At 45.8% G+C, this 22407-nt stretch carries 27 protein-coding genes and 1 pseudogene; 15 read left to right on the top strand and 13 right to left on the bottom strand.

The features are described from left to right. Window positions 1-12 precede the first annotated feature (12 nt). The 6 genes and pseudogenes from RAC60_RS21340 to RAC60_RS21315 all read right to left on the bottom strand — a co-directional run bounded on the left by RAC60_RS21340 (window position 13) and on the right by RAC60_RS21315 (window position 4400). Window positions 13-802, bottom strand: a pseudogene (locus tag RAC60_RS21340) (PD-(D/E)XK nuclease-like domain-containing protein). After that, window positions 799-1095 carry a host nuclease inhibitor GamL gene (gene gamL / locus RAC60_RS21335; protein ID WP_375094294.1) on the bottom strand — a complete coding sequence of 99 codons (297 nt, stop codon included), beginning with the start codon at window positions 1093-1095 and terminating at the stop codon, window positions 799-801. Before gamL ends, RAC60_RS21340 begins: the two are co-directional and overlap by 4 nt. 310 nt (window positions 1096-1405) lie before the next feature. Then, window positions 1406-1630: a hypothetical protein gene (locus RAC60_RS21330; protein ID WP_172913259.1), complete on the bottom strand. Its 225-nt coding sequence runs from the start codon at window positions 1628-1630 to the stop codon at window positions 1406-1408. Between the two features lie 702 nt (window positions 1631-2332). Continuing rightward, window positions 2333-2530 (bottom strand): hypothetical protein, encoded by a 198-nt coding sequence (locus RAC60_RS21325; RefSeq protein WP_172913256.1) that lies wholly within the window; start codon window positions 2528-2530, stop codon window positions 2333-2335. 142 nt (window positions 2531-2672) lie between these two features. Beyond that, entirely contained in the window at window positions 2673-2927 is a 255-nt protein-coding gene (locus tag RAC60_RS21320; RefSeq protein ID WP_172913255.1) for a hypothetical protein, read from the bottom strand. Between the two features lie 846 nt (window positions 2928-3773). Further along, window positions 3774-4400: a LexA family protein gene (locus RAC60_RS21315; protein ID WP_375094293.1), complete on the bottom strand. Its 627-nt coding sequence runs from the start codon at window positions 4398-4400 to the stop codon at window positions 3774-3776. Window positions 4401-4554: 154 nt separating this feature from the next. Between RAC60_RS21315 and RAC60_RS21310 the strand changes: the two genes are divergently transcribed. Then, on the top strand, window positions 4555-4800 hold the full coding sequence (locus RAC60_RS21310) for a helix-turn-helix transcriptional regulator (RefSeq protein ID WP_172913253.1): 246 nt from the start codon (window positions 4555-4557) through the stop codon (window positions 4798-4800). Window positions 4801-4831: 31 nt separating this feature from the next. Then, the gene (locus RAC60_RS21305; protein ID WP_375094291.1) at window positions 4832-5992 is read left to right on the top strand and encodes a DnaT-like ssDNA-binding domain-containing protein; all 1161 of its coding nucleotides are present in this window, start codon (window positions 4832-4834) and stop codon (window positions 5990-5992) included. Between the two features lie 142 nt (window positions 5993-6134). On the opposite strand, the gene RAC60_RS21300 is transcribed toward RAC60_RS21305, so the two are convergent. Next, window positions 6135-7034, bottom strand: coding sequence for a helix-turn-helix transcriptional regulator (locus tag RAC60_RS21300; protein ID WP_367144137.1), 900 nt, complete (start codon window positions 7032-7034; stop codon window positions 6135-6137). Window positions 7035-7202: 168 nt separating this feature from the next. Here RAC60_RS21300 and RAC60_RS21295 point away from each other — a divergent pair, with 168 nt between their 5' ends. From RAC60_RS21295 to RAC60_RS21275, 5 genes are all read left to right on the top strand, one after another. Beyond that, on the top strand, window positions 7203-7994 hold the full coding sequence (locus tag RAC60_RS21295) for an alpha/beta fold hydrolase (protein WP_375094290.1): 792 nt from the start codon (window positions 7203-7205) through the stop codon (window positions 7992-7994). 294 nt (window positions 7995-8288) lie between these two features. Then, entirely contained in the window at window positions 8289-8648 is a 360-nt protein-coding gene (locus RAC60_RS21290) for a hypothetical protein (RefSeq protein WP_205957552.1), read from the top strand. Window positions 8649-9343: 695 nt separating this feature from the next. Next, a complete protein-coding gene (locus RAC60_RS21285; protein WP_375094288.1) occupies window positions 9344-11281 on the top strand; it encodes a methyl-accepting chemotaxis protein in 1938 nt (645 codons plus the stop codon). A gap of 577 nt (window positions 11282-11858) precedes the next feature. After that, entirely contained in the window at window positions 11859-12038 is a 180-nt protein-coding gene (locus RAC60_RS21280) for a polymorphic toxin type 50 domain-containing protein (protein ID WP_277282161.1), read from the top strand. Next, window positions 12022-12327, top strand: coding sequence for a hypothetical protein (locus RAC60_RS21275; protein ID WP_325990885.1), 306 nt, complete (start codon window positions 12022-12024; stop codon window positions 12325-12327). The genes RAC60_RS21280 and RAC60_RS21275 overlap by 17 nt, the downstream gene beginning before the upstream one ends. Window positions 12328-12714: 387 nt before the next feature. Here the strand turns inward: RAC60_RS21275 and leuE are convergent, their stop codons facing one another. Continuing rightward, entirely contained in the window at window positions 12715-13359 is a 645-nt protein-coding gene (gene leuE, locus RAC60_RS21270) for a leucine efflux protein LeuE (RefSeq protein WP_150016767.1), read from the bottom strand. Window positions 13360-13595: 236 nt separating this feature from the next. Here leuE and RAC60_RS21265 point away from each other — a divergent pair, with 236 nt between their 5' ends. Both RAC60_RS21265 and RAC60_RS21260 read left to right on the top strand, forming a co-directional pair. After that, window positions 13596-13892, top strand: a complete 297-nt coding sequence (locus RAC60_RS21265; protein ID WP_375094287.1) for a hypothetical protein — start codon at window positions 13596-13598, stop codon at window positions 13890-13892. Between the two features lie 359 nt (window positions 13893-14251). Continuing rightward, window positions 14252-14758, top strand: coding sequence for an ATP-binding protein (locus RAC60_RS21260; protein ID WP_185199449.1), 507 nt, complete (start codon window positions 14252-14254; stop codon window positions 14756-14758). Between the two features lie 299 nt (window positions 14759-15057). On the opposite strand, the gene RAC60_RS21255 is transcribed toward RAC60_RS21260, so the two are convergent. After that, entirely contained in the window at window positions 15058-15330 is a 273-nt protein-coding gene (locus tag RAC60_RS21255) for a hypothetical protein (RefSeq protein WP_058702416.1), read from the bottom strand. Then, window positions 15308-15838, bottom strand: a complete 531-nt coding sequence (locus RAC60_RS21250; RefSeq protein ID WP_058702417.1) for a DUF2778 domain-containing protein — start codon at window positions 15836-15838, stop codon at window positions 15308-15310. The genes RAC60_RS21255 and RAC60_RS21250 overlap by 23 nt, the downstream gene beginning before the upstream one ends. A gap of 392 nt (window positions 15839-16230) precedes the next feature. Between RAC60_RS21250 and RAC60_RS21245 the strand changes: the two genes are divergently transcribed. Then, window positions 16231-16770: a hypothetical protein gene (locus RAC60_RS21245; protein ID WP_375094284.1), complete on the top strand. Its 540-nt coding sequence runs from the start codon at window positions 16231-16233 to the stop codon at window positions 16768-16770. A gap of 355 nt (window positions 16771-17125) precedes the next feature. Here RAC60_RS21245 and RAC60_RS21240 read toward each other — a convergent pair whose 3' ends face one another. Continuing rightward, complete coding sequence (locus RAC60_RS21240) at window positions 17126-17743, bottom strand: LysE family translocator (RefSeq protein WP_375094282.1); 618 nt, start codon at window positions 17741-17743, stop codon at window positions 17126-17128. Window positions 17744-18094: 351 nt separating this feature from the next. Between RAC60_RS21240 and RAC60_RS21235 the strand changes: the two genes are divergently transcribed. Beyond that, complete coding sequence (locus RAC60_RS21235) at window positions 18095-18346, top strand: hypothetical protein (RefSeq protein ID WP_375094280.1); 252 nt, start codon at window positions 18095-18097, stop codon at window positions 18344-18346. Beyond that, window positions 18318-18665, top strand: coding sequence for a phosphotyrosine protein phosphatase (locus RAC60_RS21230; protein WP_324030705.1), 348 nt, complete (start codon window positions 18318-18320; stop codon window positions 18663-18665). The genes RAC60_RS21235 and RAC60_RS21230 overlap by 29 nt, the downstream gene beginning before the upstream one ends. A 288-nt stretch (window positions 18666-18953) precedes the next feature. Here the strand turns inward: RAC60_RS21230 and RAC60_RS21225 are convergent, their stop codons facing one another. Further along, window positions 18954-19655: a lecithin retinol acyltransferase family protein gene (locus RAC60_RS21225; RefSeq protein ID WP_324030703.1), complete on the bottom strand. Its 702-nt coding sequence runs from the start codon at window positions 19653-19655 to the stop codon at window positions 18954-18956. A gap of 283 nt (window positions 19656-19938) precedes the next feature. Here RAC60_RS21225 and RAC60_RS21220 point away from each other — a divergent pair, with 283 nt between their 5' ends. After that, a complete protein-coding gene (locus RAC60_RS21220; protein ID WP_324030702.1) occupies window positions 19939-20430 on the top strand; it encodes a hypothetical protein in 492 nt (163 codons plus the stop codon). Between the two features lie 159 nt (window positions 20431-20589). Here the strand turns inward: RAC60_RS21220 and RAC60_RS21215 are convergent, their stop codons facing one another. Beyond that, window positions 20590-20799, bottom strand: a complete 210-nt coding sequence (locus tag RAC60_RS21215; RefSeq protein ID WP_072006680.1) for a DUF6434 domain-containing protein — start codon at window positions 20797-20799, stop codon at window positions 20590-20592. A gap of 247 nt (window positions 20800-21046) precedes the next feature. On the opposite strand from RAC60_RS21215, the gene RAC60_RS21210 reads away from it, so the two are divergent. Both RAC60_RS21210 and RAC60_RS21205 read left to right on the top strand, forming a co-directional pair. Continuing rightward, window positions 21047-21385, top strand: a complete 339-nt coding sequence (locus tag RAC60_RS21210) for a cupin domain-containing protein (RefSeq protein ID WP_375094278.1) — start codon at window positions 21047-21049, stop codon at window positions 21383-21385. A 545-nt stretch (window positions 21386-21930) separates the two neighbouring features. Beyond that, a partial coding sequence (locus tag RAC60_RS21205) for an MCP four helix bundle domain-containing protein (RefSeq protein WP_375094277.1) occupies window positions 21931-22407 on the top strand: 477 nt, incomplete at its 3' end.

Here is a 22407-nt window from a genome sequence, read left to right as displayed (position 1 = left end):
TGGTTTTTCCTTTTAACGTGCCCATGCAGGGCGGCGGATAGTTTCAACGCCGCCCCAGTGACCACTGAGACGGCAATCATGGAATGTGTTGAGGTCGCGACGAAATAGGTTGTATCCGGCGCTCAGATCATCCTCATGGACTTCAAAAACCCGGACTGGGTAGCGTCCGCAGTCAATGGCTTCGCTTACCGCAATAAAGACAAACTGCGGATGCGTGTTAAAGATGTTGTAAAAACCTTCGGAATACATAGCTGCCTGAACGTGGTACCTGAATTCCTCGATATGGCGAGCAAAGCGGGACATGTCACAGATCTTTTTTACATCAATGACAAGAGGCCGGTTCATCAGCATTTTGTCGGGTCGGATGCGACATAACTCTTCTGTTTCACTGTCAGACCAGTAAATTGAGGATTCACAGTGGCCTTCTGCTTCAAGTAAAAAACGTGCGGTATGGTGTGCCATTACGCTCTCGCGCATCAGCTGCAGCTTCCGGCCCTGTTCTGCGTCCATAATTGCGGGTTTCTTTGATAAACGTCTCCTCGTCTGCTTTACCCTGAGTGGTGCGTCGGTTGAACGAGGGGGCCACAACGAAACGTTTATCGAATTCCTCTGGTTCCAGCAGCAGGCAGTGCAAAGCGCTCCCCATGTCGAGCGCAGCCGTTTTTTCAACATCAACAGGCGCATGTTTACGCCACAGGTAGACTGCCGGGTTAATGGCGATGTCATCCAGTTGCGATTTACTGATGCCGGGTCCGGCATGGTAGGCCTCATTGCTGAGGCCATAGTAAATGCCCGGTTTCATGAGACTGTGTCCTCCCAGCCAAGTACCACCTGCAGGTTGTAATTCCGTGCTGCCTGCAGGTAGGCCAGATTTCTGATGAAGCTGATGTACTCCTCGTCTGCTTCCGGATGGGCACAACATTTCTTTACTTCCGGATGCAGATTCCAGTGGCGGAACAGATAGAGGTAGTCAGGAAAAAAGCTCAGCAGACGTTCTGCTTCGTCATCAATCCACTGTTCCTTCCTGACAGTTTCCTGCTCCTGGGCATCAAGGTGGTCCTTATGAAGTTCCAGTAATGCATAGGGGTCTCTCATGGTTGGTACTCCTTAAGCAAAATCTCAATCAGCCTGTCTGCCAGCAACTGCAGAACGGGTTTTGGCGGCGCTGGAGGGAAACTGGCGCTACTGAGAATGTTTTCAGGGCTAAATTCAATTGAACGAACAGCGTGAAAGGGACGAGCAAAAGCGGCATCGCCCCTGATGTCTGGTTGCATCATGGGAAATGTTCCTTTGAACGGTCAGATTAGAGGGTCGCGAAAGCGGAACGGCTGGCAGAGCTATAAAAGCGGCGGATGCAGCCTAATGAGCACTGAGGCTTTCTGATGCGGCGAGTATGAAGCCGGCATTACTCTTCCTCTTCACGACGGGCCTCGCGTGTTGCTGCCAGTATTTGGCGTGGGTCTCCTGAAATGCGCGTATGAATAAAAAACGTGCCTGAGTGTGTCACCCGGGCATCCGGTACGACTTTGAGTGCCGCCCTGACGACACGTTCATGGAGAAATGCCCATAACACAAAGGACTTAATATGAAGTGTTGCCTCTTTTGGTGTCGCAATATACTGAATGTTCATCTCTGAACCTCCTGCTACTGTAAACAACTTATGAACTTAAGTTGCTCCTGAGACCGTTTACCGGCGCAGGGTGACGTCGGGAAATTGCATTCTCAGTTCGGAACAACGTCTCTGCTTACCTTTTGCCGCAGGCCTGAATTAACTGGCCCAAGGAAGATGCTGTTCATTGCTCAGAATGAACAGCTCTGATTTGTCCGCGCCTGAGTCCGGATGGAATATCCTGTCTAAATTTCATTGTCATAATCTGCGTGGCTCAGCAATTCCCAGTTCCGGCCATTGTCTTTTGATAACAGCCGCCACTGAGGTGTCACACGTAGGGTGAGATATTTGCCGCGGTAGGTTCGTCTCGCATGAACCAGACCTGAGCGCCAGTGTTGCTTGATTTGCTGAGCCCGCAGCCTTATTCGTTCAGGAGCATGCGGTTTTGGCATCAGCTAACCCTCAATTCGTTGTGGCTCATGAAATGTCGCCTTCTGTCGTAAAAAGCCTCCCGGGGCGGTCATAATCGACGTGAAGAATTGTTGTATTCAAGCCATGCAATTTCATGTCATAGGTTTGAACGGATGCTGTAGTGAGTGTTGTTAATGTCAGCAGAGTTTCACTGAAAAGCTTCAATGCCTTGAGGCTTTGCATCACGGACTCCGTTTAAGCTGATTGCCCTGTGCGTTGTGAACAGACAACCTGCGGCACAGGGCATCCCCTTCAATGAATAACGATAATGCGTGTAAGGCGAATCAATTCTGCTAAATCGGCACCTGTGCTCTGCCAGTGAGACAATGCATGAAGCACGTCACCCCTCGACTGGCAGTGACAGGCTTTCAGATAAGCCTGCAAATGGCTCACCGCAAGGCGATGCATGTCCTTGCAGGAAACGACATCTGTTGATTTGTTTTTTTGCATGATTTACTCCGTTTAAGAGAGGAATTGAAGACCGCTTACGCGGGTAAATTCAGTTCTGACCGCAGTCAGTGGGGATAAAAAAAGCCGCTATTCGCGGCTTTCATCTGTCACTGGATATCCCGGCTAAATGTTGCGGGGCAGTTTACTGCTCATCACAGATTCCACTGCCACAACATTCAGGGCGTAAATCTGGATAATCAGCGGTAAGAGGATCAAGAAGCCGGGTGTAAAGCGTTTCCAATACTACCTGGACATTGTGCAGGTGAGTGGCAGCCTCTTCTTCTGAGACTTTACCGTCTTTACGGAACTCAAACATCTGATCCACAGACAGTCTGAGTTCACGGGCTATAAGCAGAATGGTCTGGCTGAGACGCACAGCCGCTTCGCGATATAACATGGTTACTCCTCAGGTGAAGTTGCCCTAAAGGCAGCGTGAAAAGATTACTTATGTGCAAAAAGCCCTGGTGTTGAGCTAATACGTGAAGATGTTCACGGCAAAAAAAATCCCGCACGAGGGGGCGGGAAAGAACAAGAGTTATCAATATTATGTGCCAGGGGATCACTACTTTTCTTTCATCAGGCTGTCGTGCTTGGCCTGATGATGTAGTTATAGCGAAGCCCGTTTTCATAATTCTGAATAAATGCTGAACTCAGGACGTTGATGTTCCACTTAGGAGCTTAAATGTAATAAAAATCAATAATATAAGGAAAAATTTGATGTGAGTAAGTAGGATTTTTTCTTAAGGGGCTTACTCTTTCCGAAGCAACGACGCCGGGCTTCACGAATCAGGGTTAACTCAGCGTCGCTTGCTAGCGCGTGATACTCTTGGATATGTGGATAAGGCGCCCTCGGGTCAAAATTGCGGCCACACAGAGGGCAGTCGATACTGCGCTTTTTCATACAATCCTCCGTTAACAAATGAAATGATACTGGTGAATACCATCTCATTTGTTGCAGGGAGGTTGGGTTTTGCCACTTCGGGATCTCGTGCTTCTGCACTCCACCCGCCCGACAATATGCTGTGCCGTTCAGCATCAAGCCTACTCATGTTGTTCCAATACACTATCTGTCGCTAGGAACAAAGAAAAAGTACAAAATGTATTAATTGGAGTCAAGTGAATTTTTGCTTAAAATGTCATAAAAGTACAAAATGTATGAATTTTAAGAGATTTAGGGACCCATTTCCTATTTAGAATGATGGAGCCCTATGAACAGATGATGCAGCAAGGTGCGGTAGGAATGTTAAAGTTGCTCGAACTTTGCCTCAATCACAACACCAATAATGCGACAATCGTTATCAATTGGAATCATGTGATAATTGGGATTTAAAGGTTTGAGATATTTTTGCCCAGTATCAACGATATACTTTTTAAATGTTGCTTCATTTTGAGACTCGAGCTTTGCAACAACCAGTCTTCCACTGGTGGGTTCGATCGCGGGATCAACCAAAATTTTCATTCCTTCAGGAATGCTTAACCCTGTTGAAGCGGTCATTGAATCCCCTTTGACGGTCAACCAAAAACATTTCTCACTTGCTTTGGCTGTAGTTTGTGACCACTCAAGAAAATCATTTTGATTATAAGGATCGACGGCTTCAGACCAATTCCCAGCGGACACCCAGCTTATAACTGGAAAGCTTTTGACCTCACTATGAGGTCGAGGATCGGAGACATTGTTAAGTAATTCATCAGGATAAATCACCATCCCAGAGGCGCTGAGAACCAATTCTTTAAGATCTAGTGCTTTCATGATTGCAGCTATGTCTTCAATGCCTGGTTCACGTCGGCCGTTCAGCCAATGACCTATCGCACCTTGGGTTTTACCCAAAGTCTCTGCAAGCCTTTCTTGAGTAAGGCCTAATTGTTTCATTCTGGTTTTGGCCAGTTGACGCCATGTAATAAGCATACGCAAATTATTACGTAGCGTATTTATTCTAACAACACACAAGATGTATTAATCCTCTTGTAGGCATTGAGTACAATATGTATTATTTAAGTTTGTTTCACTTATTTGGAGATTCTCAATGCGTGGTCTCAAGACAATTCGAAAAGAAATCAATGTGTCTCAGTCGTGCTTGGCTAAAAGATTAGGATGTAGCCAAGGCGCTATCGGACATTATGAAAACAAACGGCGCATCCCTAATCTAAAAACATGTCGAGCATTAGTTCGCGCTTTAAAAGAGCTGGGCGCTGAAGTCGAACTAGACGATGTTTTTCCTCCCGAGATTAGCCCATTAAGGCCAGAAGCTTCATACCAACCCTTTACATAATGTTACTGGTTAAAGTTCTCGAGAGACTGTCATGACAATTGATTGGGTACTAATATCGCCAGCATTGAAGGTCCATCCCAAAGTCAATCAAATCGCCGCATGGCTTGAACGCAAGTCAGATGGGTGTGAACGACTGGACGTCTCCTTTGATGGGCAGAAATCCGCGCTACTGACACGAAATGTTACAAGGTGCATTACAGTCACTGGTTTGCTCAGTATTTGGGGAGCAGCAAAAGAATATGCTCCCAATAACGTGTTCATTAATGTCGACCTAAGCTATCTGGATGTGCTTGCTGAGTTTGAAGGGTTTGGTGAAGCAATGGCTGCAGTAGGGTGGGCCGTTTACGATGCTGAAAACCACTGTGTTCTTCTAACAATCGACGATGAGCAAAAATTGGGCAAAAGTTCAAAGCCCTCGGCAGCTGCTGAACGTCAGCGCCGTTACAGAGATAAGAAGCGTGCTCAGAAAAGCGTTACCCAAAGCGTAACGCGTAACGTAACGCAGGGTGTAACGCGTTACGCGTGTTTTAATTCTCTAAGATCTAAAACAACACATAAAAATAAAAACAACACACATCGCGCGCGTGAATTTTCTGGTTTTTCTGTGGATAACTCAGATGCTTCTGAGCCACAAAGCCTAGTGGCAAAAGGATTTAGGGCAGAGCAGGGGGCTAAGGCGAAGGTGTTGTCTCAGCCGATGCAGCCACGGGTTGATCAGGATAATGGCGTAACGCGTTACGTTACGCAAAGCGTAACGCCCGAGCATAACGCTACCGTAACTCAGCGTAACGCATCAGCACCGGTGCAACGTAACGCTCATGTCATAACGCAGCGCGATTCACTTCAGCAAATTTCTCCGGCGGTTAGCCAATATCCCACTAGTGCAGAATCTCCAGAGCATAAGTTCGTTATGTTTGACGGGTGGCAGCCTTCACAAGCATTCACTCAAACCGCCAGTCATATAGGCATAAAGATTTCAGATACACCTGACAGCCTTCAGCTGGCTGATTTTGTGCATTACTGGATGGCAGAAAACGTGGCGCATTACCAAAGCCAGTGGGAAATAAAACTGGCACGATTCATTGAGAAGGGGCGTAGACAGCCTCCTCTAAAACGTTCGAAAATTCGGCGGGACTTTACTCTGGTAGCCGGCATGGATTACGCAATACCTGAGGGATTCAGGGGAGGGTGAGAGGGTAATTCGTCCGCTATGAGCGAAAAGCAGACATTTACTTTAAAGGTGAGAATCTCGGACGTAAAAAAATTCGAAAGGATGTCCCTTAAGCGCTGTGTTAATGAGGAGATAAACTTCCCTACATCTGAGTGATTAGGAGTCAGACATCGTGACTGAACGGAATTGATTTCTTTTGAACTGAATGACGAAATCGCTCGGGGGAAAGTCCGGCGCTTTTTTTAAAAAACTTGATGAAATGAACGGGCTCTTCAAAACCCAGTTTCTCGCTGATATTGCTGACCGAAGCCGGTGTGTGCGCAAGTAGCCTTCTTGCTTCCAGGCAAACCCGTTCAGAGATGTATGATTTTGCACTGCGACCAGCAAATGAAGCGGTGGCCCGGCTCAGGCTTCTGCTGGAGCAACTGAGCGCATCTGCATACTGGCTGACCTGATGCCATGTACTGAATTTTTCCTCGAGCATATCTGTGAACTTTAAAAAACGTAACCGGTTCCGCGTTTGTTCTTCCAGCGCTTTGTCATCCCTGTCGGCCATCATACCCAGTCGGATAAAAAGTGAGGCCAGCTGATGGTAAAGAAGAGCCGACGTATGAGGCTTTTCATTATGTTTTTTGGTGTCAACCAACATCTGGCGGAATACAGATTCAAAAAGAGCAGCATCATCTGCTCCCAGTAGAAGCCCCGTCCCGGTAAGTTTATCCTGCATCGCTCCGGTCCCGGGTGGAAGCATTTCAGGCCTGAAAAGCACCATCCACCCATCCCAGCCCTGAGTGCCGCCAAAGCTGTGTATCTGTCCGGGTTTTATGAGAAGGGTTGTTCCGGGGAGACACTCGATCGGTATTCCATCGACCGTCTGGTATGTACAGCCTTCAGTAACGAACAGCAGCAAGTAAAAGAAATATCTCCGACTGCCGGATAACTTGCAGGACCCAACCCGTGCACTGAGCTCTGACATCATGAAAATTTCAAGATCAGGTTTACTTTTGTCTGCCGGGGAGTAATGGAGCGGAGCGACGACGGCTGGCTGATTTTTTCTGTGCATTCACCACCTCAGTCAGGTTAACAGGCACTTCATAATGCCCGGTTGTCCGGTTTATACCTATATGTTGTCTGGTTTATATCGTGTCAGCGCCTGTTAAGCCATGTATTTTCGTTACCGACTACTTGTTCACCCAGTTGGTATCATAATTTCAGACAGGAGAAAGTCCCGATGGCATTTGCAAAAAGTTTTGACGACACACCGCTGTGGTACGACTTGCGGGGCAGCGGTCCTGCAGAACCGCTTCTGCTTATCGCAGGCAATGCCTGCGATCATCACGTATGGGATTATGTGACTGAAGACTTTACGCCGGAAAGACCCGTTATTGTCTATGACCATCGCGGAACAGGGAAAAGCGGTGATAACCTCAGCCATGGCTGGTCGACCCGGGATTTTGCAAAAGACGCACATGCCATACTCGCTGACGCAGGCATAACACGCGCTCACGTTTATGGCCATTCTATGGGTGGCCGTGTGGCTCAGTGGCTGGCGGCTGACCATCCTGAATCATTACTGGCTCTTATTCTCGGAGCTTCGTCTGTGGGAGACAGAAAGGGAATACCGCGTTCGTCCGAAACCACTGCTGCCATGAAACAAAACGACGTGGTCAGGTTACAGGCAATGTGCTATCCGGACGACTGGCTCATAAAATATCCTGAAAAAGCGGCATCAGGAGCACCTAACCCTCACAGCTCTGAGACCTTTTTATGCCATCTGCAGGCATCAAGTCAGCATGACGCATGGGATATTGCAACGTGCATTACTGCACCTACGCTGGTCATACACGGAAGCGATGACGGCATGACGCCTCCGGGGAATTCCGGTATTCTGGCCGCCAGAATACCTTCTGCTGAGCTGCTGATTATAGATAAAGGCAGACATGTTTACTGGGCAGGCCATCCGGAGGCTCACAGAGCTGTTTCTGATTTTATGAAAAAAACAGAACACAAATACCTTTTCTGAGCGTGAGATTTTTTTGATATATAAATAATAGTTTAATAGTGTCTTTCTCTCAGGGTGCACTTTATTGCCCTTAACAGAGCATTTCCGTTAGATATAAAGTGTGCAGTATTTAAAATACTACGGTAATAGTCAGGTTAAGACAATCCCTTTACTTCCCGCGGCTTCTTATAGGAAAGTTTCTTAATCTGAAGTTTGTTTCATTTATGGACTGACAGTAATAAATGGTTTTGTATGATGAGGCTTTTTCCGCAGGAAGTGGATGAGTGACTTTCTATAACGAATGCGGGGGGAAACATGTCGACAGGTCTTTATGAACTTTTCAAGGAAATTCTCGAAAACTTCCTGGTTACAGTGAGGCACCTGGAGGAGTTAACTGATTATCCAAACGATAAAGACATCTATTTGCATAGCATTTCAAGAGTGCAGACGCTTCGTATTGATATTGAAAAAAGCGCGAGCCTGATATCTAAACATTATGCTGAAAAGGGCGAGATGGTCCAGCTGTATCAGCTTTATAATACACAGCTTGCACTCAGCAGCTGTATATCTGATATCAATGAGGCAACCGGGGAGGATGAAGCTCGTGACGATTTGGAAATGTTGAAGAGCGAGATTGCACTTCTGGAAAAGTTTATTAAATCAAAAATAAAGTAAAGCAGGCACGGATTAAGCGAACATTGTTTTAATGTCAGTAATGATATTCTGTGATTTAACCTCGCCTCAGTGAATTCTTAAAAAATCAAGAACAGAAACATTGCTGGCTAAAATTATAATCTTGAAAATCCGTCCTCACCGGAATTGTACCGAACGGAGCGGGTGCAGAACAACTTCCCATCGGAAAGATGTAACGCCCCGTCCGGCGCTACACAGAGTAGCATTTTATGATTCGAACGATACGAGGTCAGGTGAGAGAAACAGCGCTGATATATGAGTTATACCTTACCTGCCGTAATCTCAGCGCTCAGAGCGCCTGCCAGGACAAATAGTTTTGGCCTAGTAGCTCTGGCTTTACCTTACATTCCTGAGAAAATGTCTTTCGGCGACATACTGATAATACAGTGCGCGACCCGTATTTGTTTCAGCCGACCCATCCGAAGCCTTAGTGAAGCTAATCAGACGAAAATTCAGCAAAGCCTGATTGAGATGCTTTCAGAACTTAATCCCGTGAAATAATGATTATTTAGCTTAAGCAATTTGTTTAACGTTACTAAAAGTTTATTCCGTAAAGCAGTAAATCAAACATGCTGTATAAAGTTAATGGGTGAATAACCGATAACAGGATTAAGGTGAAGTACAAATGTATCTTTTGTAATTGTCACCATAACGAATTAATTCACCAGGAATCATAAATGAACAAGATTCTTAACAATATAAGTCTTACCGCCAAATTTGCCATTCTGGGACTGTTTTCCCTTGTTCTGTTCTCAGTTCCTACCATGCTTTTTGTGTCCGAAGGCAATAAATACATTCAGGACAAGCAAAGGGAGGTAACGGGTGTACCTGTAGAAAATAAGATTTTAGCCCTGCTAAATTTGATACAGCGCCATCGTGCAGAAACCGTCATTGCCATTGCAACCAAAAATCCCGCAACACCGTCCCGCGTTCAGGTCAGAGATGAAATTGAAAACATCACTGATGTTATTACCAGAGATATGGCCAGAACAGAAGGCAGCGCAGCCATCATCAGCAAAATCAATGATGTGCATACACAGTGGAGCCAGCTACAGCAAAGAATCGATTCTTCACAACTGAGTCTGACAGCCAGTCTTGATGCGCATGCCCTCCTCATCCGCACACTTTTGAACGCGAACCGTGATGTGCTGGATTTTTACGGGCTTTCACTCGATTCAGATATCAACACGTACCGTTTAATTATGAGTAATTTTTCATCACTGCCTGAGCTGACCGAAAGTCTTGGAAAAATACGTGCATTCGGCACCTCACTTCTTGCACGAAATGAAAGCATAAGCGAAGCAGACTCTGTCCGTATGGAGTCTTTAATCAGTAATGGTTCGTATAACCTGAATTTATTTGTTCAGGATTCTGAAAAACTGTTTTTATCTGATAACACACTTAAGCAAAAGTTCAGTGCAGATGCAGATGCAGCCGTTCAGGAGGCAAACAGTGCTCTCAAAACCGCTGAGGCGATTTTTATCAATCGCAGCATGACCAATCAAAACCCGAAGGACTATGCAGCGCTCTTTACGCACGCTATTAATAAATTCAGCGACTACGCTATTGCCGGGGGTAATGAACTGAATGAAATGCTGAATGGACAGATTAAGGAACACCGGTATGAACAATATGCGCTACTGACCGTTCTTGTTTTTATCGTCCTGCTGGCAGTAATTTTCGCTCTGGTTATCATTCGCTCCGTTACCAGACCTATCAGTGCAGCATCAAAGCTGGCGCTTGAAGTCGCAGGAGGGGACCTTACGTCAACATTTACGGTAACGGGGCGTAATGAAACTGCCGGACTGCTCAGGGCATTACTGCAAATGAGTCAGCGACTTACGCTTACGGTTGAAAACATTAAAAGCAACGCTGTCACTATTGCTACGTCATCAGAAGAAATTGCCCGTGGAAATGGTGATCTGTCTGCGCGAACGGAAGAACAGGCAGCCTCTCTGGCTGAAACCGCGGCCAGCATGGAGCAGTTATCGTCAATCATTGGCAATAATGCAGATAACACGCGTCATGCTGCTGAAATGGCCAGCTCCGCGACCAGTGCGGCCCTGAGAGGCGGTGAGGCGATGGAGTCAGTGCTGGATTCAATGGAAAAAATAAGCAACAGTGCGGGTCAGATAAAAGAAATCATCTCTGTTATTGACGGGATAGCATTTCAGACGAATATTCTTGCTTTAAACGCAGCCGTCGAAGCTGCCCGGGCAGGTGAACACGGTAAGGGCTTTGCTGTTGTTGCATCTGAAGTCAGGGCGCTGGCACAGCGATCGGCTGGAGCGGCGAAGGAAATCAAAGGGCTCATTGAGCAGTCAGTTGAGCATGCCGAACAGGGAATTTCGATGGCCCGGGATGCCGGTGACAAAGTTAAGCAAAGCGTGGAAGCTATTGAGCAGACATCGCAATTAGTTAAAGAGATTTCATCTTCTTCTGAAGAACAGAGTGCGGGCATATCACAGATAAATATTGCGGTGTCACAGATGGATCAGGTTACGCAGCAGAACGCCGTGCTGGTTGAAGAGTCTGCATCATCTGCTGATGAACTTGCAAACCGGGCCGCAAGCCTGAGAGAGGCTGTCAGCGTATTCCGCACAAACGCTGTATAAGTGGTTAAAACGCATTTGTTGTGTGCCGTTAAACATGGCCATACTTTTACAAAAATTACATCTGTATCCGATAAGCCATCTCTGAGGATGGCTTAACTCATTTAGGTCCATGGCAAATTTACAAGGTACACTGCTGCAGTTAAAGGTCAGGCGGGCTAATTGAATGCCTGTGGGAACATATTACATTAATCACCCGGTTGCCTGTAAGAGCTACGCTCATAATAACCTCAGTTCGGCCAGGTTGTTTCTGTTGCAGATGGTATCCATGCTCGAATTGCTCACTTTTTGCCAGTCCGTTTTGACCTGCTCCGTGTTCATTAACATAACATTATGAATGTCCGCTTCTGGCATAAAGTAGACAGGCTGACTGAGCTGAAGGTCCGATATGAGCGAGGAGCGGAAGTTCGCAGTTGTTCTCGTAGCCAAACAGTCACGTTACTAATATTGCGGCGTGTTGTTCAACGGGGAGCAGGTCACTGCAGCCGCTTCATCAGGAAGTCAACGCATTATCTTAACAGCTAAACCAAAATCTTCGTTGCCTCAATTGGGAACATGACAGCAGATCGAGAAGATAGAAGTGGGGTTGGCAGGTTCTAAAGAACGAATTGATTGTGGTAAGACTATTGGTACTTTTGTCGATAAAGATACTGGTTTATCTGTGCCGACGACAAAAGGGATTATTCATTATGGTAAGGATAGTGCTCATATAGTGTCAGCGCGCCAACAATCGGGAGATTATTATGGAAAACAACTATAACTATATAAAAAGATTGAAATTATCAATACAAGCGGCTCTTCTTGGTGCTGTTACTGAAAATATGAGGAATATAGCCGTAGATATTTGTAAAAATAAAATTTTTCTATATTTTTTTATAGATGGGGAGATTAAAGATGATGATAAAGAGAACATCTCTATAGTTGAAACAGAGGTGATAGCAGATTTTGATAGCGATTTTGATATAGAAACCATTATAAAAAGGGTTGACTGCCCAGAGAAAATTATTCTAGATAAAGGTCACAGTGTTTTTCAAAGAAAAGAGAGTTGATCATAAATATGCCTTTAAAAAAGCGTTCAATAAAAATACAAGTCTCGGCCTTGATAATCCGTTTTTTTCAGCACTTATGCCAAAGGTCAAATCAGTCGAAAATGAAATATACAATAAATACTCAAGGGCAACCAGAATGAGTACGTGAGATTACAATCAAAACAGCAAGTGACACAAACGTCATGGTTAATATTATGATGAGGCATGGAATGGTGAGGGGTGCTGACCTGCTCCCCGTTAATCATAACAGAGTGGTTCTAGCTACTTCCGCTAATGGCACGAAACTGCCCATCAAGACGTTATGCAGGGGCAGCTATGAGCGAAAAGCGGACGTCCCATGCCAGTAATAACGTAAAAAAACCGCCTCACGGCGGTTTAGGTATCCAGTCAGGAAGTTGCGCTTGCGAGTCTTGCTGCAAATCCAATGAAGAACATCCCTACCAGCGCATTTCCGATGGCAGATAACCTACGGTTGCCTTTTAGGCGGCTGAGCAGGTAAGAGCCGCAGAAAACAAGAAAGCCAAAATAAACGAGAGTAATTGCGAACATCACCGCGGCGAGAATGATAAATGCCATCCAGGAGTGTTCAGCCTGGACATTGATGAACTGGGCGAAGAAAGAGATATAGAACAGCAGCGTCTTTGGATTCAGTAGCGTAACCAGCATTCCGCGTCCAATGATCCCACCTGCATCAGCTGAAGATTTTTTTTCCTCACTCGTTTCGACAGTTGGCTTAAAGACAGCGCGTATCGTCTGGACACCGAGGTAGAAAAGATACGCAGCGCCTGCATATTTGATGGCGTTAAATAAGGCCGGGGTTGAGCTTATGACCGCGGCAAGTCCACACCATGCCAACAGAACCAGAATAACGTCGCTCAGGAGAATGGAAAATATTGCAGCGAAGCCTCGCTTGATGCCGCTGGTAATGCTCGTTTTAATCACGAACATGGTTTCAGGACCAGGCACAAGGACTATCAGCGTCGCACCAAGCAGGTAGGTCCAGAAATTCACGACACCAAAATCAGCAAACATCTTCACTCCTGTTCTCTCGTTTTAACAAGGCTATTCTAACGTAACCAGGGTTAATGAAAACACATCACGGCTACTTTCTTAGTTAGCCAACGTCCGCTACTGGCACAAAGCGGACAGGCTGACTGAGCTGAAGATCCGCTATGCGCGAAAAGTGGTCTTTTGCTAATTTCTCAGAAATAGAATAGGTATGCTTTGACTTTGTTCTGTATGAAAGCCTTAACAGCAGGATTGAAAATATGAAACAGGTCAGAATTTATACACTCAAAGACAAACAGTCAGCAGAAATTTATTTTCACCGACACTGGCCCAGACATATGGCCTCTCTCCCAGCCTTTGGTATATATGTAAATCATGTTTATCTCGGGAAAGAATGTCAGGTCATTGCAACCGTTACCTATCAGGAGGATACCGAAATACAAGCTTTAAATCAGAAATATATGGCCAGCAAGGAGTTCATGTCAGACATGGAAGGTTTCGATATGTCTTCAATCCTCCGGGTGGATGAAATCATTATTAAGGAAACACTTTTCTGACTTTGCGACTTTCTCAGCCAGCAGGAACATTCCTGTCGCAGTCACTTAAATTGATACACAGCAATTAACCGGCCGTTAAGGCGGGGTCATACAAAGCGCATTTGGCCTGTCCGCTTCTGGCACGGAGCGGACCTTTGGGCCTCAACGGCCGCTGTGAGCGAGGAGCGGACATTAAGCGTATATGTGAAAAAAGTGCTGGTTTTTCATCCAGACACTGTTAACTTGAATGTCGATGAAAACAAACTTTGTGCTATTCAAATCAATCATTATTATCACCTGTCGAATTCAGGTGGGATAACGTTCGCCATTTTCCCGCCGGTAAGGCGGGCCTTACCGGTAACAATCCAGTGAGGTAAACAATGGATACAACTGCAGTAACGACGCCTGAAAAACCGGTCTTGCACTTGTTATGTGGAAAAATTGCATCAGGAAAATCCACATTGTCAGCAAAATTAGGATCATCACCTGGGACTGTAATTGTCAGCGAGGATCACTGGCTGGCTACCCTCTTTGCCAATGAAATGCAATCCATATCTGATTATGTGCAGTATTCATTAAGACTAAGAAATGCCATGAAGCCTCATCTGGTGTCATTACTAAAAGCTGGTTTATCAGTAGTTCTTGATTTTCCGGCCAACACACAAACAAATCGTGAATGGATGATGAGCATTATTAAGGAGTCAGGAGCCAGTAATCAGCTGCACTATCTGAAAGTTTCTGATGAAGTATGTAAATCCCGCTTACGCATTCGTAACGCAGAAGGAGAACATGAATTTTCGGCCTCAGATCAACAATTTGAAATCATAACGCATTATTTCTCAGAACCAACAGCTGATGAAGGGTTTAATATCGTTGAATACAGCTGAATCTACCTTTCAGCACATGAGCCGTCTGCTGGCGGCTTATTAATTCTTCCACCTTTTATAGCTATACACGATTCTACAATGTATTCAACGCCTGCTTTTGGCACAAAACGGACAAGGTAACTAAGTTGAATGTCCGCTATGAGCGAAAAAGCGGACATTAGAAGTTATCCAACACTAAATGAAGAATTGCTACTGAGGCAGCGAATTAATTTATAGGGAGCAGGTCACTGAAGAAAAACGCAACCGTAAACAAGCACGGGCAATATCGCGGTTACTAAAACAGTTTAACAAAGCTAATTTCAGGTGGCTTTTAGCTTCCTGACCACCATCCGTATCAGGCCGAACAGAATCGCGGCGTATAAGGTGATAACCGCAAGCAGAGCAAAGAAGGTCACGGGATCGGTGCCAGCCTCATAAACGTCAGCCTGGTAACGGCCAAAAACCAGATGAGAATGGTCAACAATCCACGCCGTCAGCGAATAGAGCGGCATCCCGTAACGCGACATCATAAATGCCACTACGAAGCACAGTGCGAACCCCGCCGCTTTCTTAACGAATTTTGCAGTCTGCAAAGTTGCTGTCTCCCTGAACGTCAACGTAGCCATAGGCCATCAGCCCGTTTCGCGACCCGGGCACGCGGATCTTTTGTGTGCGTAACAGTGCCTGCCTGACCGTGTAAAAGTCAGTGCGCCGCACAAAGGTAATACATCCCTCACTTTCTCCTGAACCGTCCGGCCGTAGAGGGTGCAGGCGAAAACCGCCACGTGCCACGCCGTTGATGAATATCGAGTCAGTCATAGTCTGCGAATTAAACAGCGCAAACCACTCTGAATGGTCTGAGTTATTCCAGAAATCAACAACCCATCCCCTGATCTGGTTTGCGATACTGCCTTCGGGCCGCGGGACAATCCAGTAACGGCCAACCGGAATGGCACTGTTCGGCAGGTAAGCGCAGTTGGGATCGTTGGTGTAGGGTTTCTGGCCAGAAAAGACCGGAAAGTTACCCACGCCGTAGACCTGCAGCTTTGCCTCGCCGCCCCCCTTTGCCAGGTCGTTGTAGCTCATTGTCATCTTCAGCATGAAACGCTCCCTGTAATTTGTCAGGCCGATGCTATCACTCCTGCAGAGCAAAATTAACGATCGGCCTCCGGCTTTGTCACCCAGTATCACCCGTGTCTGCCCTACGTCCGGATTTACCATAACATCCCATCAGTGACGGCTTCCAATATTTAATATAGGAGTTCGTTTGCAACGTCTGTTTTTGGCACAGAGCGGACTTGCTGACTGAACTGAAAGTTCGCTATGAGCGAGATATTGACATTAAAAAGCTGCGAATCATAGCCTTCCTCAAAGGGTATGCATGCGGGCATGAAAGCTAGCGTGATGTATATCGTAAATAAGCATCCCCTGATAATATAGGGGGGCTTTTCAAAGATGTAGCGAGGCAAGTATATTGGAATGGCATGATAAAAATGGAAAATATGACTATGTTCAGAACCCTCGCTTTAGCTCCACTTCTGCTGTCCCAAACAATTTGCTTCGCGGCCTCACATGAACAGGTAATGCTTTTAAATGCAGAACAAAAAATCGGTACCGAGGTTATTTGTCATGTCCCACTGAATATTATTGTGGACCAGAAGCCCGTCACACTGGATTTTAAAAACAGTATGACCGTGATTTCAAACCAAGGAAAAATTAGAACGTATCAGGTCATTGCAACTTTTGTACCCTATGGCACAACTACACCTGTTATCACACAACGCTATCATCTTACCGTTACAACAGACAAAACAGGCCAAACACATAAAATCGATCCGAACAGTGTCAACGTAACCAGTCCATACTCTGTTGAGTTGGCCCATAAAAATGAATCTCAGCTTCGCAATGCCTCTGAAAGTTATCAATCTGATAGCATGGTGTCAGTAACTGATTTTCCGAACTTCACTATTCAGGGATATGAAAATGGTCCTATCACTCGATGCGCTATATTCCCTAAAAACAGTAGTAGTTAGTACATTCCGATGTTAGCAACGTTGGCTTATGGCATATAGTGAACTTTTGCGCCACAACGGTCGCTATGAGCGAAAAGTGGGCGTCAATATGACGGCGACTGTCAAATTCAACATGACTGACCTGCCCCCTACGATTAATACACCGCCAGGGTAGCAATGTCCGCTTCTGGCACGAAGTCGCATGCTGGAAAGAACTTAGGCAGCTGTGAGCGAGAAGCGGGCGTTCGCAGTTATCCGATAGTAGAAGAGTTTGCTGATTAGGTCGTGTATTCATCTGCAGGGGGCAGGTCACCGCTTTGAGCGAAAAGCGGACATGCGCACTTCTTGTCAGTAGACTAAATCGTGCACGTCTGACTTATTTCAACAGCAGTCGTACTCCCAGAAGGGCCATAACGCCTCCGCTGAGTTTATCTAATATTTTACGGTATTTAATATAGGCCTGACGTGGCCCGTCAGTTGATAATAAGCATGCAACGACTGCATACCATAGCACATCAATGACGAATGCCATTGTGGGCAGAATGATATACACAACAGGCTGAATATTTTTGCTAAGCGCTGCGGAAAAAATACTGGCAAAGACCAGTGCAGTATGCGGATTGCTGATTTGCGTAAATACGCCTGTCATAAAAGCTTTTGAGGCGCTGACTTCCTCTGAACCGGCAGAATCGTTAAAACGGTTTGAAGGACGGCGGAACATTTTCAACGCCAGCCATAAAAGATAGCAACCGCCTGCAACCTTCAGGCCCATGTAAAGTGACGGGACCAGAGTCAGCAGGGTATGAAGACCTGCTAAAGCTATGACAGCAAAAACAAACGCACCAAAACCCATACCTGCAGCCACAGATAAAGCCGCCCGTCTGGAACCGGACATGGCCGTTCGTGCCACGAGAAGAAAGCTGACACCCGGGCTCATTGCGCCAAAAAGGATAGCTACGCCAATAGCAGAAAGCGCAATCACATCACTTGTCATTCATCTTCTCCATCAATAATCAGTGTCAGACAGTTACCTCGTTGTGCGAACTGCTCACCCCATGAACTGCTTCTGGTTAACAACATAACATGATGCCAGTAATGTCCGCTTCTGGCACAAAGCGGACAGGCTGACTGAGATGAAGGTCCGCTTTGAGCGAAAGGGAACGTCTGTAGTGTCATTAGGCCTGGAGATTTTGCTTCCATAGCTGTGTATTCGTTGGTCGGGAGCAGATCAATGATTCACCATAATCCGGACTATAATTTTTCTCCGTAAAAAGCTATATTTCTCCAGTTCGTTCTCCCCGTATTATCGCGGCTGCTGACCCGATTAATCTGAGAGAGTGGAACAATGGAAACTAAACGTACTAGAGATTGGCGCAATGCACAGAAGCGACGTAACAAGTCTCGTGATATCCGCAAGACTTTATTGAACTTCCGTGGCGAAAAAAACTGGAAGATGCTTTACACGCGGTCGGATAAATTGTTGCGTGCCGCACAACTCGGGCTTGAGTATCCACGTATTACTAACCAACAGCTTGCCTTGAGAGGTCTGGAAGAGTACTACTATTCTGATGAACGTACTTTTTATATGCAGTCGTAATCAATGGCGAAGCCCCACGGCGGAACAGGTGTTCCGCCGTTATCCATCTCTTGCCGTACTTTCCGCTGGGACTAGCCGGAATGCAAAAAAAAGAGTCTCTGCCGAATTGCTTCAATGGGCAGATGTTGTCTGTGTGATGGAACAGAAGCACAAAAACCGCTTAGTGGCCCAATACGGCAGGATCATCGCATTCAAGCCTCTGCATGTGCTCGATATCGCTGACGAATACCTTTTTATGGCTCCTGAGTTGATAGCAATATTCAAAGATATCGTACCGGGAAAATTGGGACTAACCGATCAAGAAATTGAGAGCCAATAAGCGTTTTATCTTTCTGCTATTTATTTCCCTCTTTATTTTCCAACGTCCGCTTCTGGCACAAAGCGAGCAGGCTGACTGAGTTGGAGGTCCGCTATGAGCGAGGAGCAGACGTTCACAACTATCATCGCCATTGATAAAGCTCTACTCACCTTCCCGTGTGTTAACCGACAGGGAGCAGATCACCGTATTTTACATAGCCCTCCAGCGTTGCATCCGCAACGTCGATTCCGATCACCTCGGAGAACTAATCGACACTACGACCACGGCGTTTAAATGCTTATTTGAGAATTAGTCGCTAAGCCATGACCATACTTTATATACACCATACCCAACTAAAGCTACGCCTCCCGCGGCAAGCACAACGGGGGCCGCAGCTACTGTAGCTGCTGAAGCTCCAGTTAAGCCAACAATAGTACTCGCTCCACCAGAGAAAGCTGCTGTAGTTAACCCTGCACCACTAGCAACAGACGATATACCGGTCAATGCTGAAGTACCGGATGTCATTGCCCCTGATGCTATAGCTCGCGTAGCAACTTGACGGCTTGCGATGGACGCCGCAGTTCTTAATACCGTGGGGGCTGTTTGAGTTATTTTATAATAGCTGTAAGCATTGAACCCCGCCTGCCCTACAGATACTGCCATAGTCTTCACTGTTTTGACCTGAGCGCTTTCACTAACGCCAGTCACACACCATGTCGCAAAATGCTCACAGTTGTTGTTGAATAAATTATATCCATCCTCACCCAGTCTGGATTTAGCCCTTTTCACAATATCTACATTGGAGTAAACACATTTAGCATCCAGATGTTCGATAATGGCAACTTCGCTCTGGTTCTGATTGAAGTCTTCAAACGAAGTCTCACAGATTTTACCTTTGCTTAACCCACTTGCCAGACCTGAATAGTGGATAACTTTACCACTCCCAATGTAAATACCATGATGAGTATATCCGGTACGTTTGGATGAAAGGTGTGCGCCAAGGGTAAACATCGATTACTCCATTTTCAGCTAATCATATCCGCCGAGTTTATACCCGAAAGTATTGTTTGGAAATCACCAAGCGTTCAAATTATCTTGTAAAGACTTTTCCCCCTTATGACAGGAGAAGTTAAACGAGGTTAATGATGTCCGCGTTGAGCGAGGAACGGACGGATTGCTATTGATTGCACCACAAGGTGATTTAAGCGTCTAATGTGGTTGAAAATCACAGGTCATTAAAGTTAGGTATTTTTTTGCCGATGTAACATGGACATCCATTCACGGAGGAAGGCACATGAGAAGTTTGGTTTTATCTGCGTTGCTTCTATTAACTATAGTTCCAGCTTCGTATGGTCAAGAAAATATTCAGCACAAACAAATTAAACCATATGTGATTAATTTTCTTAAAAAAGTAGCGAGTTCATCGGCAAGTTGTGATTTATTCAAAGATTTTTTAGCAAAAGATCCTTCAAATGAAAGTAATAAGAAAATGATGTTGGGTTTTTGCGATAGCGATATTGATTTTTCAAAGCCAATATCATTCTCCGAAATGAGCACTCATCACTTTGAGGGGGCGAATTATGTGTGCGGAATCATTTCTGGCCGAACAAAAATCAATCAAAAAATAGGTGCTCGGTTTATCTCTGCAGAGCCACAACACTTGATATTAGACGTTAAGTACTCACGCCGTCCGATTGCATACACGATTGATGATAAATCCTTAGTTTATGAGTATCACTTGCAGATGAAGTCATTTAATGAGCTTAACAAAAAATATTGCCAGTGAATGATAATTCAGGCTGATGTTCCGATAAACTGTAAGGTGGTTGTATCCACGCATAACTCATATAGTTTTCAGCAAGTGAGATATACTTCGACTTCCGGCACGGAACGGAACGGACATGTATGCTCGGCAATGCCAGCAGTGGGCAAGCAGCAGGTTAATTTACAGTGAATGTCTGCGATTCCACTCATCCACCACATCCCCTAAATTTTTTGGGGCATCATTTCTTATACAGACCATAAACGCACGATCAAATCGAAAATCCGGGCTACATTCATCAATCATGAAACGACGAACATTTTGTGTATTTTTGTAATTTTTATCAACGACAGTGGTGCGGGTTAAAGAAGAACTGTGCCAGTCGATCTTCACTTGTTTACTCCTATATAAACAAACGGTATCAGCCTCAAAACTAGCACTATTGATGTGTCCTCTTATGGCACAGAGCGGACCATCCGGCAGAGCTGAAGCTCCGCTGAGAGCGAGAAGCGGACTTCAAATGATGGCCAAAGGGAAGCTCTGCCATATTAAACATAACAACCCTGTTGCGAATCAATAACCTAACAAAGTATAACTAATCATCAGGTCTAAATTCGTAAGCGTACAACAGGTAAAAACGATGATTTCCAAGGCTAATGCTGAGCATTACATATGGGGTGAGAAGTGCGATGGCTGGTATCTGGTAAACCGACAGGACATGCTGGTTATTCACGAGAAAATGCCGCCAGAAACATACGAAAAACGACATTACCATTCAACTTCAAGGCAGTTTTTCTTCGTTCTCAGTGGTGCTCTGACTATGGAACTGGAAGGAAAAGAGCATCGGATAGGTATTCAGCAAGGCATTGAGATCCCGCCAGGTTCAAAGCACCAGGCCAGAAACGATAGTGATTCTGCGGTCGAGTTTATCGTCATCTCACATCCAACGACGCGCGGGGATCGCACAGACCTAGCCTAGCCATCACATTTAACATAAGACTACTTGCCCGCCCCCCGCAGGGGCCCTCAGTGCGATCCTGCGGCCTGAGGGCCGTTTTAGGCACTTTTTACCCCGACTGTATCGTGAAAAAGGCCCCTGATAATTTTGGCGCGGTTGCATGGCTATAAAGTGAGAGCTCTTCTCGAAAGTTTAATACATGCAGATGTTGGAAACGTCCGCTTCTGGCACAAAGCGGACATGTTCGTCAGGGAAAATCCGCAAAAAGTGAAATGCTGGCATTACAGGCTTCTTCATGCCTGTAAGGATGAAAGCAACACTTACTGACCTACCATTCGATGCTCATGCCAGTTTAACGATGGCTCCGAAACAGCCATGTGCTCTCCCCGGCTTTCAGGTCTGGTACAGTCAGAGTGAACATTTTTTAACCGCTGCCGATAGTAATAATTCCGTCATAAAACCAAACGGAAATGTACTACATCGTCCTTCTGCGGCGCAGGAGAGCTTCTGTATCAGCACTGACGTCTCAATACATCAGTGCTGATACCCGACATCAGGGAACCTTTATGAATAATATAAAAATAGGTATAAGACTCAGTGCGGCCTTCGGCTTTATGGCATTGCTTGTCATTATCATGGTGCTGATAGGCGTCCTTAAGATTAACTCGCTTGGCAGTGCGAACGATGAAATTTCAGGCAGCCTTTACAGTAAATCCTCCGCCTCCCAGTCTCTGCGCTATCTCACATCAGACATGAGCCGTCTCGCCCGCAATGCAATTCTCCTCAGGGACGAGTCTCAGAGAGAGAAAGCCATCAGTGACTACCGCAGCGAAAGGCATGAGCTTGACGGCCTGCTTGAACTGCTCCGGAAACAGGTGAACTCACCCACTGGGCTGGAAATCTTTAAGCGTCTCACGGACCGGGCAGACCTCTTTTTACCTTTCCTTGATGAAGTTGTGGCCCTCGCGAAAAACGGCAGGAGCGACGAAGCCACGCAGCTGCTTTTCGGTCCACGCTATCAGACCCAGGGGGAATTCATGGCC

The organism is Pantoea sp. BR_17 (assembly GCF_041955125.1).
GTDB classification, from domain to species: Bacteria; Pseudomonadota; Gammaproteobacteria; order Enterobacterales; family Enterobacteriaceae; genus Pantoea; species Pantoea stewartii.
This window is presented reverse-complemented; position numbering and strand designations above follow the sequence as displayed.